The organism is Spirillospora sp. NPDC029432 (assembly GCF_040703975.1).
GTDB lineage: Bacteria > Actinomycetota > Actinomycetes > Streptosporangiales > Streptosporangiaceae > Spirillospora.
The window spans coordinates 79,589-94,052 of record NZ_JBEZWH010000028.1 but is presented as its reverse complement, the minus strand read 5'-3'; the positions used below and the strand labels follow the sequence as shown (position 1 = coordinate 94,052).

The window sequence follows — 14,464 nt, the reverse complement described above, 5'->3', positions numbered from 1 at the left end:
GCCAGGGCAACGGCCAGGGCGGCCGCGAGCACGGCCAGAAGGCCGACCAGCTGCCCGGCTACCGGAGGATCGACGACCCGGTGTGGCGGAACAGGTTGAGGCGCTCCTCGCCGATCTTGTCGCGGAGGGCCTGGTCGGTGACGCCCTGGCCCTCCTTCTCGGCGCCGCAGAGGACGGCGACCTTGCCGACGTGCTGGTTCGTCTGGACGGCGCGGGTCGCCTCGCCCGCCTCGTCCAGCGGGAAGACGGCCGACAGGGTCGGGTGGATCATGCCGAGGCCGAAGAGGCGGTTGACCTCGACGGCCTCGTGGTAGTTGAAGCCGTGCGAGCCGATGATGCTCTTCAGCCGCATCCACAGGAAGCGGTTGTCGTACTCGTGCTTGTAGCCGGTGGACGACCCGCACGTGATGATCGTTCCGCCGCGCTTGGCGACGTAGACGGACGCGCCGAACGTCTCGCGGCCGAGGTACTCGAACACGATCTGCGGGTCCTCGCCGACCAGGCTCCGGATGGCCTCGCCGAGGATGCGGCCGGCCTTCCGGTTCCGCATGCCCTCCTCGCCGAGGTTGAGCTCGTTGCGGTTGATGATGTGCTCGCAGCCCTGGGCGCGGGCGAGGGCGGCCTTCTCCTCGGACGAGACGACCGCGACCGGGATGCCGCCGCCGTTCTTGACCAGCTGGGTCGCGAACGCGCCGAGCCCGCCGGTGGCGCCCCAGATCAGCACGACGTCGCCCTGCTTCATCCGGGCGCCGTGCTTGCCGACGAGCATCCGGTACGCGGTGGCGGCGCAGAGGGTGTTGGAGCCGGCCTCCTCCCACGTGAGGTGGGCGGGCTTGCGGATGAGCTGGTTGGCCTTGGCGATGCAGAACTCGCCGAGCGCGCCGAAGTTCGTCTCGAAGCCCCAGGCCAGCTGGGACTCGCTCATCATGCCGTCGTCGTACGAGCCGTGGTCCTCCTCGTCGACGTACGACGGGGAGACCACGACGTGGTCGCCGGGCTTCCAGCTCTTGACGCCGGGGCCGGTGCGGACGACGACGCCGGCGGCGTCCGAGCCGAGGATGTGGTACGGCAGGTCGTGCCGGGCGCCGTGCCAGCCCTGCCGGCCGAACTTCTCCAGGAACGCGAACGTCGGGACCGGCTCGAAGATGGCCGACCAGACGGTGTTGAAGTTGATCGCGGCCGACATGACGGCGACGACGACCTCGTCCGGGGCGAGCTCGGGCATGGCGACCTCGCCCACGTGCAGCGAGCGCCGGACGTCCTTGTCGGTCTGGCCGTCGAAGATGCCGACCTCGTCCTTGAGCGTGTACGCGGCGCGGAACGTGGACGGCAGTTCGATGTCCACGAGTTCCTGCCCGCTCGCGCCGGAGCGGGCGGCGACGAGCAGGTCACTGGACGACGCGGGCTGAGCCATGGATCTCCTCCGTTGGACGCTGGGGGTCGTGCGGGCGAGCCTCTGGCAGTTCACGTGCGGCGAGCTGTGCCTCCAGGTGCGCGGCCATCTCCTCGACCCCGGGAGGGTCGAGCAGGTTCAAGTGGTGCACCCCGGGGATCGTGACGATCTCCAAGGCGGGGCAGAGCCCGCCGAAACCGTTGGTCCCGTCGAGCACGTAGCGGGCGTCCTTCACCGACCAGGGTGTTTCCTCGGGCGCGTAGTACAGGATGACGCGGCCGTCGTACGGTCCGGGCTCGTACGCCTCCAGCGAGCGGGTGTCCTGGTGCGAGGTGAGCTGGTGCGTGAGGGCGGCCGGCGGGATGTGGTCGACGAGCGGCGCGGCCCGCTCCATGACCAGCGCGAACTGCGCCTCCTCGTCGAGGCCGGCGAGCTCCTCGTACGTGAGCGAGACGCCGAGGCCGTAGGTCTCGTTGATGTAGTCGGCGAACGCGGAGAAGCGGCGGGCGAGCGTGTCGGACTCGTCCTCGACCGGGAGGGGGAGCCCGGCGTCGAACAGCGCGACGAACTCGACCTCGCGGCCCGCGGCGGTCAGCTGCCGCGCCGTCTCGTACGCGAGGACGCCACCGAACGACCAGCCGCCGAGGCGGAACGCGCCCTCGGGCTGGACCTCCAGGAGGTGCCGGACGTAGCGGGCGGCGCGCTCCTCGACGGAGGGCGCGTCCTCGAACCGTTCGAGGCCGTACACGGGCTGGTCGGCGGAGAGGAGGCCGGTCAGCTGGCGGTAGCAGGCGGTGGTGCCGCCGGCGGGGTGGGCGATGAAGAGGGGGCGGCGGGTGCCGGCCTGGCGGAGGGGGCGGACCGTCTGGCGGGCGGCCTCCTCGTCGGCGGCGCGGATGAACTCGGCGACGTGCTCGGCCGTCGGTGTCTCGAACAGCTCGCCCCGCGTGACCTCGCCGCCGAGCTCCGTGGCGACCTGCGCGACGACGAGGTCGGCCTGGTGCTCGTGGCCGCCCAGATCGGCGAAGAAGTCGGCGGTGACGCCGACGCGGTCGAGGCCGAGGACGTCCTCGAAGATCCGGACGGCGAGGCGTTCGGCGGCGTCGCGCGGCATGACGTACCCGGCCTCGGCATTGGACGCGGCCGCGGACGCGGCCGCAGCGGCGGGCGGCGCGGGCGGCGCCTCGGCGGCGGCGAGGCCGAGTTCGGTGGCCGCCCACTCCTCGAAGACGTTCACGCTCGCGCCCTGGAGCAGGACGGACGCGGGCACGGTCAGGCCGAGGTCGTGCTCGACGCCGCTCTTGATCCGTACCGCGACCAGGGAGTCCAGCCCGAGGTCGGTGAGCGGCACGGCCGGGTCGAGCCGTTCGGGGTCGAAGCCCAGCACGGACGCGATCCGGAACCGCACCTGCTCGGCGATCAGGCGCCGCGCGGTGACCGGGTCGAGGTCCTTGAGCGCCTCGACGCCCGGCCAGCCGGACGCGTCGGCGGTCGCGGCGCCGGCGGCCTCGGTGAGCGCGGCGAAGTACGGGATGTTCCGGATCTCGGGGAACAGGCCGACGGCGGCGGCCGGGTCGAACCTCAGCACGCCGGTCGCCGGACGGTCCGCGGCCAGCAGCGCCTCCAGCGCCTCGGCGCCCTCGTCCGGGCTGATCGGGTCGATCACCGCGAGGTCGAGATCGGCGGCGCCGCCGACCCGCGACCAGGCGCCCCAGTTGATCGTCGTGCCGGTACGGCCGTGCGCGCGGCGGTACGGGACCAGCGCGTCGATCGCGGCGTTGGCGGCGGCGTACGCGGCCTGGCCGGGCGAGCCGAGCAGCGCTGCGGCCGAGGAGTGCATGGCGAACCAGTCGAGGTCGGCGTCCCAGAGGGCCTCGCTCAGCCGCCGGGCGCCCTCGACCTTGGCCCGCCACACCCGGCGCAGGTCGTCCGGGCCGAGGTCGGCGATCAGCCGGTCGTCGATCGCGCCGGCGCCGTGCAGGACGCCGCGCAGCGTCCGGCCGCCCTCGCGGGCGACCTCGATGAGCCGTCCGGCGGTGCCCGGTGCGGCGATGTCGCCGAGCACGACGCCGATGTCGACGCCTGTTTCGCGGAGTTCCGCGATCACCTTCTCGGCGTCGGCGTCCGGGCCCGACCGGCCCGACAGCACGATCCGGCCGGCGCCGCGGGCGGCCAGCAGCCGGGCGGTGACCAGGCCGATGCCGCCGTACCCGCCGGTGATCACGTACGCGCCGCCGCGGCGCACCGCGCGGCGCCGCGCTCCCCCGGCGCGCCGTCCCTTCGCAGCGGTCTTGCCGGACGGCGCGCCGGGAGGCGGGTGGGGCGGCCGGGCCTGCGCGAGGCGGGCCGCGTACCGGGCCCCGCCGCGCCAGGCGACCTCGCGCGCGGCGCCGTCGCCCAGCACCTCGGCCGCCAGGTCCGCGGGGCGGTCGGCGTCGACGAGGGTGGCGCGCTGCGCGGTCCGCTCGAAGGCCAGCACGCGGGTCAGCGCCCGCACGAAGCCCTGCGCCGGTTCGCCCGCCTCGCCGTCCCGGACGGGCAGTGCGGCGCGGGTCGCGACCCACAGGCGGGGCCCGTCCGGCAGCGAACGGCTGATGCCCGCGACCGTCAGGACGAGCGCCTCGTCCACCAGGCCGGGGGGCGGGACGAGGACGACCGCGTCCGGCGGGTCGCCGGCCATCGGCGGGTGGGCGTCCGGCGGCCGCTCGCTCAGCCGGTGCCGGATCACGCGGTGGCCGCGCGCCTCCAGCTCCTCGCCGGCCGCGGTGGCGAACGGGTCGTCGTCCTCGGCGAGCAGCAGGAACGTGCCCTCGGCAATGGCCGGTTCGGGTGCCTCCGTCTCGTCCCAGACGACCTCGACGAGCTTGTCGGCGAGCGGCACGGGCACGTCGGAGCGCTCGACGCGGCGCAGCACGATCCCGGTCGCCTCGGCCAGGACCTCGCCGGCGTCGTCCAGCAGCCGGACCGATCCGACGGTCCGGTCCCCGTCCTGGACGGCCTCGGCCAGGACGTGCCCGCCGCGGTGCGTCGGCCCGTACACGCGGAGGCCGCCGACCGTCTCGGCCAGCCACGTTCCGCTGTTTCCGGTGACCGCGGCGGCCTCGGCGGACAGGACGTCCAGGCAGCGGCCGAAGACCTCGGGGTGCAGGCGGTAGTGGCGGCTGCCGCGTTCGGCGCCCGCGACCTCGGTCAGCGCGCCGGCCGGCGCCGCCGGCGGCTCGCGGTGGTCGCCGGCGACGTCCGCGCCGGCCAGCCGCACCCAGGTCCCGGCGGGGGTCTGGGCGTGGATCTCGGCGCGCTGCTCGTCCTCGTCGTACGTGGTCGTCACGACGGTGTGCTCGGCGAGCGCGAGCGGCCGCTCTATCCACAGGCCGTTGACGCGCACGGCGTCCGTGCCGAGGACCTCGGCTCCGGCGGCCAGCGCCATCTCCGCGAACGCGGCGACCGGCAGCGCGCGGAGCCCGTGCACGCGGGCCTCGGCGGGCCAGTCCCACATCGCCGTGCCGAGATCGGCGCGCCAGGCGTGCCGGTCCTCGCCGGGCAGCTCGACGTGCGCGCCCAGCAGCGGGTGCTCGTCCCGGCTCCCGGACGGCCGCTTGGAGTGGTCCACCCAGTGCGACTCGTGCCGCCACGGCGCCGGCGGAACGTCGATCACGCCGCCGTCCACCGGCGCGGTCACCGTGAAGCCGTGCGCGGCCAGCACGCCGAGCTGGGCGTGGAACGTCAGCGCGTCGTCGGTCTCCTGGCCCTTGCGCGCCTTCTTGAGCGTGTGGGTGACGAACGCGCCGGTCCCTTCGAGGGTCTCGCCGACGCCGTGCGCGAGGATCGGGTGCGCGTTGACCTCGACGAACGTCCGGAAACCGTCCTCGGCCGCCGCCGCGACCGCGTCCGTGAGCCGGACCGGGTTGCGCAGGTTGGCGGCCCAGTAGGCGGCGTCGAGCGCTTCGGGCTCGGCGCGCGGGTCGTCCAGGGCGGTCGTGTAGAGGCGGATGCCGTCGGCCAGCGGCGTGCCGGGCTCGGCGCCGACGCCGTCGAGTTCCGCGCGCAGGTCGGGGATGAGCGGGTCGACCTGGGGCGAGTGGCCGGCGCCCTCCGCCTGGACCATGCGGGCCAGCCGCCCCTCGGCCTCGGCGCGTTCCACCACAGTGGCGATCTGCGCGGCGTCGCCGGTGACGACCGTCTGCTTCGGCGAGGAGTGCACCGCCGCGTACACCTCGGGCAGGTCGTGCGCGAGCCGTTCCACCTCGGCGGCGGACGCGCCCAGCACGGCCATCGCGCCGCCGCCGACCAGCCGCTCCAGCAGCCGCGAGCGGCGGCAGATGACCTTGACGCCGTCGGCGGCGGTCAGCCGTCCGGCGACGACGGCCGCCGCAACCTCGCCCATCGAGTGGCCGATCACCGCGCCGGGCGTGATGCCGTACGCCTTCCACGTGCGGGCGAGCGCGATCTGCACCGCGAACAGCACCGGCATCGTCTCGCCGGGTCCGGCCGGCTTGCGGCCCTGTTCGAGCAGGTCCCAGAGCTCCGGGCCGCCCTCCTCCTGGAACAGCGCGTCCAGGTCGTCGATCGCCTCAGCGAACGCCGGCTCCTCCTCCAGCAGCCGCTGCGCCATGCCGGGGCGCTGCGCCCCGTACCCGGAGAACACCCAGGCCGGGCGGCCCGGGACGCCGAGCGCCGTGCCGGTCACGACACCGGGATGCGGGCGGCCCTCCGCCAGCGCGGTCAGGCCGTCGACCAGCCCGGCCCGGTCGCGCGCCGCGACGGCCGCGCGGGAACGGCCGCGCGCGCCGCGCCGGTGCAGGGTGAGGGCCAGGTCGGCGAGGCGGACGCCGTCGTTCTCGGCGACCCAGCGGGCCAGGACGCCGGCGTGCTCGCGGACGCGGTCGTCGCTGGTGTCCGACAGCGCGTACGTGCGGACCGAGACGGGCTCGTCCGCGACCTTCTGGGGCGGCGCCTCCTCCAGGACGACGTGCGCGTTCGTCCCGCCGAACCCGAAGCCCGAAACACCGGCGCGCGCCGGGTGGCCGCGGTCGGGCCACGGTGTCTCCTCCGCCACGACCGCCAGCCGCAGCTCCTCGAACGGGATGTGCGGGTTCGGCTCCTTGAAGTGCGCGCTCGGCGGGATCGTCCGGTGGTGCAGCGCGAGGACGGCCTTGATCAGCCCGGCGATGCCCGCCGCCGACTCCATGTGCCCGAGGTTGGACTTGGCCGAGCCGAGCAGCAGCTCGGAGCCGGGCTCGCGGCCCACCCCGAGGACCTCGCCGACCGCCTTCGCCTCGATCGGGTCGCCGAGGAACGTCCCGGTCCCGTGCGCCTCGACGTAATCGACCTCGTGCGGGTCGATCCCGGCCGTCGAATACACTTCGCGCAGGAGTGATTTCTGAGCGTCAGAATTGGGCGCGACGAGCCCATTGGAACGGCCGTCGGAATTGACGCCCGAGCCCCTTACCACGGCCAGTACGCGGTCGCCGTCGCGCAGCGCGTCCGAAAGGCGCTTGAGCACCACGGCGCCGCACCCCTCGGCCCGCACCATTCCGTCGGCGGAAGCGTCGAACGCCTTGCAGTGGCCGTCCGCGGACGTCCCGCCGGCCTGGTCGAACGTCATCGTGATCGTCGGTGACAGCAGCACGTTGACGCCGCCGGCCAGCGCCACGTCCGCCTCGCCCGCGCGCAGCGCCCGTACCGCCAGGTGCGTCGAGACCAGCGACGACGAGCACGCGGTGTCCACGATCATGCTGGGGCCGCGCAGGTCCAGCAGGTACGACAGCCGGTTGGCGATGATGCTGAGCGCCGCGCCGGTCGCGGTGAACGCCTCCAGCGACGCCAGGTCGGCGGCGGTGAACGCCGCGTACTCGGGCGCCGACACGCCCACGAACACGCCCGTGCGGCTGCCGCGCAGCCCGGCCGGCGCGAGCCCCGCGTGCTCGAACGCCTCCCAGGCCACCTCCAGGACGAGCCGCTGCTGCGGGTCCATCACCGCCGCCTCGCGCGGCGTGATCCCGAAGAACCGCGCGTCGAACTGCGACACGTCGTCCAGGAACCCGCCGAGCCGCGTCGTCCGCGCCAACAGGTCGCCGACCTCGGGCGAGCCGTCGTCGAACGGGTCCCAGCGGCCCTGCGGCACCTCGCGGATCGCGTCCCCTGAGCCGGTCAGGAAGCGCCAGTAGTCGCCCGGCCCGTTCAGGTCGCGGTCCCCGCCCGGGAACCGGCAGCCGATCCCGATCACCGCGACCGGCTCGTCGGACTCCGTACGGCGGACCGGCTCCGGCGCGGGCACGGGCGCCGTCGCCCCGGAGGCCAGCGCGGCGGAGAGCCTGTTGATCGTCGGGTGCTCCCAGACCAGCGTCGCCGGCAGGGCGCGGCCGAGCATCTGCTCCAGCTCGCCCGCGATCGCCACCGCGTCGCGGGAACCGAGTCCGAACTCCTCCAGGGGACGGTCCGGGTCGATCTCTTCGGACGTGATCCGGGAGCGGCGCGCGATCTGGTCGATCAGGTGCCGACGAATCGAATCCTCGCTGATCCGCGTCTGGGCCTGCGCGGCTCCGGAACGATCGTTGCTGTGCATGCGGGTGGATCCCAATCGTTCGAAGCGGAGGGACCACTTTGTCCCACGGTGCCCGGGACCCGATGCGCATCCAGACCACTTTTCTCATCCGGGCCTTGTCACGGCGATGACAAGACTCGTAAGTAACCAATGTGGCGTGATGGCATAGTTGGGCGTGCCCCGCGAAACACGCGGGGCGGTGACCGCCCGCAAGCGAATAGTGACAATACCCACAAGGGGGAAGCGGCGATTTTCCGGCCGGGAACGCGCCGCGCGTACAGGTGACCCGGGGCCGATACCGATGGGCGCTGGCGGTGGTCGCCGTCAGCGCGTTCATGATCACCATGGACAACACGGTGGTCACCAACGCGCTGCCCACCATCATCCGCGAGCTCGGCCTGTCCAACGCGGCCAAGGACTGGGTGGCCACGGCGTACATCCTGATGTACTCCTGCCTGATGATCGCGGGCGGCCGGCTCACCGACATCTACGGCTGCCGGGTCACGTTCACGACGGGCATGGTCCTGTTCACCGCCGCGTCCGCCGTCTGCGGGCTCGCGCCCGACGACAGCGTGCTGATCCTCGGCCGGGTCGTGCAGGGCGCCGGCGCCGCGCTCGCGATGCCCGCGACGCTGGTCATGGTCACCGTCGGCCGTACCGACAAGCAGCGCTCGCTCGGCACGATCGTCTGGGTCGGCGCCGCCGGCGGCGCCACCGCCCTCGGCCCCACCATCGGCGGGATCATCGTCACCCACTGGCACTGGGGCTGGATCTTCCTGATCAACGTCCCGGTCGGGATCCTGGTGATCTGCCTCGGCACGGTCGTGCTGACGTCCAAGGGCGAGAACCGCGACGCCCGCGTCGACTTCCCCGGCGTCCTCATCTCCGCGACGATGGTGTTCGCGCTGGCGTACGGGCTGGAGTCCGGCCGCCAGCTCGGCTGGGCCGACCCCGCCGTCCTCGCCGTGTTCGCGCTCTCCGCCATCGCGCTGCTGTGCTTCGTCGTCGTCGAGAGCTGGGCGCCCGACCCGATGATGAACCTGCGGTTCTTCCGCAACCGCGTCTTCGTCGGCGGCCTGCTGTCCCAGATGATGTGGGGCATCGGCTTCAACGGCATGATCTTCTACTCGGCCACGTTCCTGCAGCGCTACCTGGGCTTCTCGCCCACCGAGTCCGGCCTGGTCATGCTCCCCTCGGCGATCGCCGTCATGGTGATGACGCCCGTGTCGTTCTGGCTCGCCTCCCGCCTCGGCCCGCGCATCGCCATCGGCGGCGGCATGGCGGCGATGGCGTTCGGCATGGTGCTGTTCTCGCTGTTGCGGCAGGACGACGGGTTCGCCGAGCTGATGCCCGGCGTCCTCATCGTCGGCGTCGGCTCCGCCATGTGCATGCCGCTGGCGATGTACGTCCTCAAGGCCGTCCCCGAGCAGCAGGCCGGCCTGGCGAGCGGCATCCTGAACGTCATCCGCGAGGTCTCCGGCGCGTTCGGCATCGCCATCGTCGGGCTCCTCATCCACGAGATCCCGCCCGAGGGCGCGGACGCCGCCGCCCTGGAGTCGTTCCGGCACGGCACCGCGTCCGGCCTGGTCCTCGGCGCCTCCCTGGTCCTGCTCGGCGGCGTGATCAGCGCCCTCACCCTGCCCAGCCGGCGCGGCTGGCTCGGCCCGAAACACGGCCGCCACTCGATCGTCACGCCGCGTCCCGCCCCCGCCCCGTCCAGGGAGCCCGTCCCGGTGGGCGCCCCCACCGGCCCGCCGGCCTCGGAGCTCACCGCCGGCGGCCCGGGACTCGCATCGCCGGGCCCGGCCGCCGCCGATCTCCCCGCGCCGCGCCCCGCCACCGCGGGCCCGTCCTGGCCGGATCTCGCTCCTCCAGGGGACGCGAAGGGGTCGGCCTCCGCGGGCAGCTGGTTCGACAAGGGGCAGCCGCCAGGGCCGGTCGGTGGGTCGGCGCGGGATCCGCTCGGCGGGCGCGGGCCGGACGTTCGCCCGCCCAAAGCGGTCGTGAAGCCGCCGCCCAGCCCCCGGGACACCGCCGGGGACGAGGGTTTCCCAACGTTCCCGCCCGTGGAACGCGACGGGCACACCCCGCGCGACGGGCTCGCGGTCATCGCCGACGGGCCGGTGCACACGGCACCGGCGCGGTATCCGGCCCATCCGGGAGCGGGGGACGGCGGCGCCGGCACGGAGTGGCCTCCGCCGCCGCCTTCCGGGTGGTACCGGCCGTACGTGCCGGAGGAGGACGATGGCGAGGCGCGGCCGCCGCGCCGGGACGCCTGGTGAGGAGGGCGCCGTGAGCCGGACCGTAGTGATCGTGGCGGCGGGGTCGCGGGGCGACATCCAGCCCTGCGTGGCGCTGGGCCAGGCCCTTGTGGCGCGAGGCGACCATGTGCGCCTCGTGGCGAGCGCCCGGTACGCGGGGATGGTCGAGAAGGCGGGCCCGATGGAGCTCGCGCCTCTAACCGCCGACCCCACGGAGATCCTGGACTCTGACGCCGGGCAGGAGCTGCTGGCCGGTGGACGCAACCCGGTGCGGTTCCTCGGCGGCTTCCGGCGGATCCTCGGGCCGATGGCCGAACGGCTGCTGGACGAGTGCCTGGGCGCCGCCAAGGGCGCCGACCTCGTACTCGGGCCCACGCTGGGGATGCTGTCGCAGCACCTCGGGGAGCACCTGCGGGTCCCGTGGGGGCTGATCCACTTCCAGCCGAGCGAGCCGACCGGGGCGTTCCCGCACCCGTTCCTGCCGCAGACGCGACGCCTCGGCCCCTGGGGAAACAGGCTGGGCTACCACGCCATCGAACAGGTCGCCTGGCAGCTCGGACGCCCGTTCATCAACCCGTGGCGCCGTGACGTGCTGGGTCTGCCCCGTCTGCCGTTCCGCGGATCCATGCGCCGGGCGCGGGCCGAGGGCCGTCCCGTCCTCGCCTGTTTCAGCCCTTCCGTGGTCCCGCGCCCCCGGGACTGGGCCCCGTACGTCCACATGACGGGCTACTGGTTCCTGGACGAGCCGCGCTGGACCCCGCCGCCGGACCTCACCGCGTTCCTGGACGCCGGACCCCCACCCGTGTACGTGGGCTTCGGAAGCATGCGCCCCAAAGACCCGGACGCGACGGACGCCCTCGTACGCGCCGCCCTGCGCAAGGCAGGCGTACGCGGCGTCGTCCAGGGGGATCCCGGCACGTCGGACGATGACGTGCTCGCCGTACGGGACGTACCGCACACCTGGCTCTTCCCCCGCATGGCCGCCGTCGTGCACCACGGAGGCGCTGGAACGACGTCCGCCGGCCTGCGCGCGGGCGTCCCCACGGTCGTCTGCCCGTTCTTCGGTGACCAGCCGTATTGGGGCGAACGCATCGCGGCCCTGGGCGCCGGCCCGCCGCCGCTGCCGTTCGCCCAGCTGAGCGTGGAACGCTTGGCCGCGTCCATACGGAAGGCCGTCGAAACACCCCGCATGGCCGAGCGCGCCCGACACTTGGCCCAGCGCATCACAGCCGAAGACGGCGTCGCCCGCGCCTGCGAAGTCCTCGACACCCTCCGCTGATCCCGCACTCAGGGCGCCACCAGCGGTTCGGACTCGTACGCCTGGTGCAGCGCCTCCAGGAAGGACGGCGCGTGCGGCAGCCACGCCTCGCCGATCCTGTGCACCGGAATGCCGGGCGTCCACGAATTCATCACCACCGCGCCCGCCAGTTCCGGCAGGTCGCCGGGGCCGATCTCGGCGTCCCGCTGCGGCACGCCCAGCGCCTCCAGGCGGCGGCGGACGATTCCCATGGTGGTGCCGGCCAGCTTGTCGGCCACCGGCCAGACGACCGTGTCCCCGTCCCAGAACGCCAGGTTCCAGATCGTCGCCTCGCTGAACCGTCCCCGCCGGTCCAGGAAGGCCGCGTCGTCGAAGCCCCGCGCGACGGCCTGGCGCAGCAGATGCGTCTTGGCGCCCTCGCCCACGTGCTTGATGGCGGGCAGGTAGCGCTCGTGCTCGACGACAGCCAGGGCGAGCGGGCCGGCGGGACCGGAGGCGGCCGGGCCGGTCCGCACCAGCACGTCGGGATCCGCGTCGGTGGCGGTGAACTCACCCGCCGGTGAGTACACTGTCGCCACCAGCGACAGGTCCCGCGGGGCCGCGGCGAGCGCCGCCCGCAGGTGGGAGCGCACCAGCTCGTCCGGCAGCGCGCGCCCGAACAGCTCCAGCGACGCCGACCGCAACCGTTCCAGGTGCAGGTCCAGGCCGCGGACACCGCCGTCCCGCACCTGCATGGCGGTGAAATGGGCGAACCCGGCGAACGCCAGCGGCGCCAGATCATCGGCGGTCGCGGGACGCCCGTTGCGGTGGACAAGGTTCTCGTGCTGCACGGCGACGCTCATGGCCTCTCCCAGTCGATTCCCAGTCGATCGCCCGTCCGGGCCGGACGGGTCTGCCACGCAGCCTGCCGCGCCGTGCGCGCGACACCCAGCCCCCTGCTGTGCCTACTACCGCCAGGATCAGGATGACGCGCGCGCCCGCCGACGTTGTCGATCACATGGAGGACATCGCCCCGCCCGCCGCGCTCGGCGCGTTCCTGCGCAGCCGCCGCGCCCGCCTGGCACCCGAGGACGCCGGCCTGCCCGCCTACGGACGGCACCGGCGCGTACCGGGCCTGCACCGCGAGGAACTCGCCCTCCTCGCCGGTGTCTCGGTCGCCTACCTCACACGGCTGGAGCAGGACCGGGGCGGCAACGTCTCGGCCGAGGTGCTCGACGCGCTCGCCCGCGCCCTGCGGCTGTCGCCGGCCGAGCGACGGCACCTGAGGGACCTGGCCGACTGCCCGCCCGGCAAGGCCCCCGTACCGCCGCACCGTGAGAGCCTGCGGGCCTCGATGCGCTCCATGCTCGCCGCCATCGACTCCACTCCCGCGTACGTCACCGGCCACCGCCTGGACATCCTCGGCTGGAACGCGCCCGCGGCCGCCGTGTTCGGAGACTGGGGCGCGCTGCCTCCGCACGAGCGCAACATGGCCAGGCTCGTCTTCCTCGACCGCGGGCTGCGCGACCTTCACACCGACTGGCACGCCAAGGCGACCGACACCGCGGGGGCGCTGCGCCAGTACGCGGGCTGCCACCCCGATGACCCGCACCTGGCGACCCTGGTGAGCGAACTGTCGTCCGGCAGCGAGGACTTCCGCCGCCTATGGGCCACGTACGAACTCAAGGAGAGGAGCCACGGCGCCCGCCTGCTGCGCCACCCCTTGGCCGGGGAACTGCCGCTGTCGTTCGAGTCGTTCCGGCTGCCCGACGATCCGGAGCAGTGCCTGACCGTCTACCACGCCCCGCCCGGCTCGGCCGCGGCCGAGAACCTGCGCCTGCTGATCAGCCGCGAAGGCGCCGCCGCGACACGCTAGTACAGACCCAGCCGAGAGCGGCTAACCCTCTTCGGCGGTCAACCCCGCGCGGGCCTTGCGGAGCTCGTCCAGCGCGAGTTCGGATTCGACGCCGGCGTTGTCTCGGCAGATCCAGGCCTCCAGCGGGAGACCGCCCAGCGATCGCTGCTGCCACCGGTAGGCGCGCCGTCCTCCGGGGGTGAGGATCAGTTCGGCGTTTCTGCGGTAGCTCTCGAAGTCGGAGAGGTCCGGATGGGCGTCGTGGTCGCAGGCCGGGGACTCCAGGCAGCGTCGCGCGGCGGCCTCGTGGGCGGCGATGATCTCGTCCAGGACCTCGACGGAGTCGACCCGCTCGGAGACGGCGTACCAGAGCAGCGCGCAGTTGGCGAACACCAGGCCCGGTAGTTCGGGCGTATCGTCGCGGGCGGCCTCCAGCAGCTCGCGGGCCCGGTCGACGAGGTTCTCGTACGGGTCGCCGTGAGGGTAGTCATAGACCACGTCGGCGAGGAACTCCAGGCCCTGCCCGACACTCGCGGGGGCCCGGACGGGCACGTCGTCGAAGGCGCCCGGGGACACGGCCTCGGCCGCCGCCCGCGCGAACCCGGCGACATTGCGCGGGCACCTCCACCGGCCGGGATCGTCCAGGGGCGGTCCGGCGCCCACGGCCCGCAGTGCCGTATCCTCCGGCCGGACATCCCAGTCGAGATCCTCATCGTCGAAGTCCGTCAGATACGGGTGGTCGGTGTGGTCGCAGGGCGCGCCGTCCAGCCGCTCGGCCACCGCGCTCAGAGCCGCCACGACGGGCGCCGCATCGGGCAGCGCCTCACCGTCCAGCCGAGTCGCCAGCGTAAGGATGCCCAGCGTCCACGCCAGGGTGTGCGTCTCCGTACCCAGGTGGGCGACCGCTCCCTGCATGAGCTCGGCATACCGCTGCGAGAGAACACCTGACGTACCGGCCCACTCGGCGGCAAGGGCACGCCAAGCGTCCGGCGAATCCGGAACGGTGAACGGATCGATTTCGGTCATGCCGGTTCCGACGAAAAGACGATCACCCCGGTTCCGGACTTCCACCCGGTCCGCGATGGCGTTGATGGCCGTGCTGCCAGCCGGGCCTGCTCCAGGGATCTCGATATCGCGCAGCTCCACCCGCGCCCCTGCCCATCGAGATCCACTA

Annotated in this window: 7 protein-coding genes; 3 read left to right on the top strand and 4 right to left on the bottom strand. The window is 73.7% G+C overall.

The window, feature by feature from the left end; all coding sequences use genetic code 11:
• Nucleotides 1-58 precede the first annotated feature (58 nt).
• Entirely contained in the window at nucleotides 59-1,414 is a 1,356-nt protein-coding gene (gene ccrA, locus AB0881_RS22590; protein WP_366619520.1) for a crotonyl-CoA carboxylase/reductase, read from the bottom strand.
• Nucleotides 1,389-7,958 carry an SDR family NAD(P)-dependent oxidoreductase gene (locus tag AB0881_RS22585; protein ID WP_366619518.1) on the bottom strand — a complete coding sequence of 2,190 codons (6,570 nt, stop codon included), beginning with the start codon at nucleotides 7,956-7,958 and terminating at the stop codon, nucleotides 1,389-1,391. The genes ccrA and AB0881_RS22585 overlap by 26 nt, the downstream gene beginning before the upstream one ends.
• Nucleotides 7,959-8,218: 260 nt before the next feature.
• Here AB0881_RS22585 and AB0881_RS22580 point away from each other — a divergent pair, with 260 nt between their 5' ends.
• Nucleotides 8,219-10,219, top strand: coding sequence for a DHA2 family efflux MFS transporter permease subunit (locus AB0881_RS22580; RefSeq protein ID WP_366619516.1), 2,001 nt, complete (start codon nucleotides 8,219-8,221; stop codon nucleotides 10,217-10,219).
• A gap of 10 nt (nucleotides 10,220-10,229) precedes the next feature.
• A complete protein-coding gene (locus tag AB0881_RS22575) occupies nucleotides 10,230-11,477 on the top strand; it encodes a glycosyltransferase (RefSeq protein WP_366619514.1) in 1,248 nt (415 codons plus the stop codon).
• Nucleotides 11,478-11,485: 8 nt separating this feature from the next.
• On the opposite strand, the gene AB0881_RS22570 is transcribed toward AB0881_RS22575, so the two are convergent.
• Nucleotides 11,486-12,298 carry an aminotransferase class IV family protein gene (locus AB0881_RS22570; RefSeq protein ID WP_366619512.1) on the bottom strand — a complete coding sequence of 271 codons (813 nt, stop codon included), beginning with the start codon at nucleotides 12,296-12,298 and terminating at the stop codon, nucleotides 11,486-11,488.
• Nucleotides 12,299-12,420: 122 nt separating this feature from the next.
• Here AB0881_RS22570 and AB0881_RS22565 point away from each other — a divergent pair, with 122 nt between their 5' ends.
• Complete coding sequence (locus tag AB0881_RS22565; protein WP_366619510.1) at nucleotides 12,421-13,311, top strand: helix-turn-helix transcriptional regulator; 891 nt, start codon at nucleotides 12,421-12,423, stop codon at nucleotides 13,309-13,311.
• A 21-nt stretch (nucleotides 13,312-13,332) separates the two neighbouring features.
• Here AB0881_RS22565 and AB0881_RS22560 read toward each other — a convergent pair whose 3' ends face one another.
• The gene (locus AB0881_RS22560) at nucleotides 13,333-14,436 is read right to left on the bottom strand and encodes a hypothetical protein (RefSeq protein WP_366619508.1); all 1,104 of its coding nucleotides are present in this window, start codon (nucleotides 14,434-14,436) and stop codon (nucleotides 13,333-13,335) included.
• Nucleotides 14,437-14,464 lie beyond the last annotated feature (28 nt).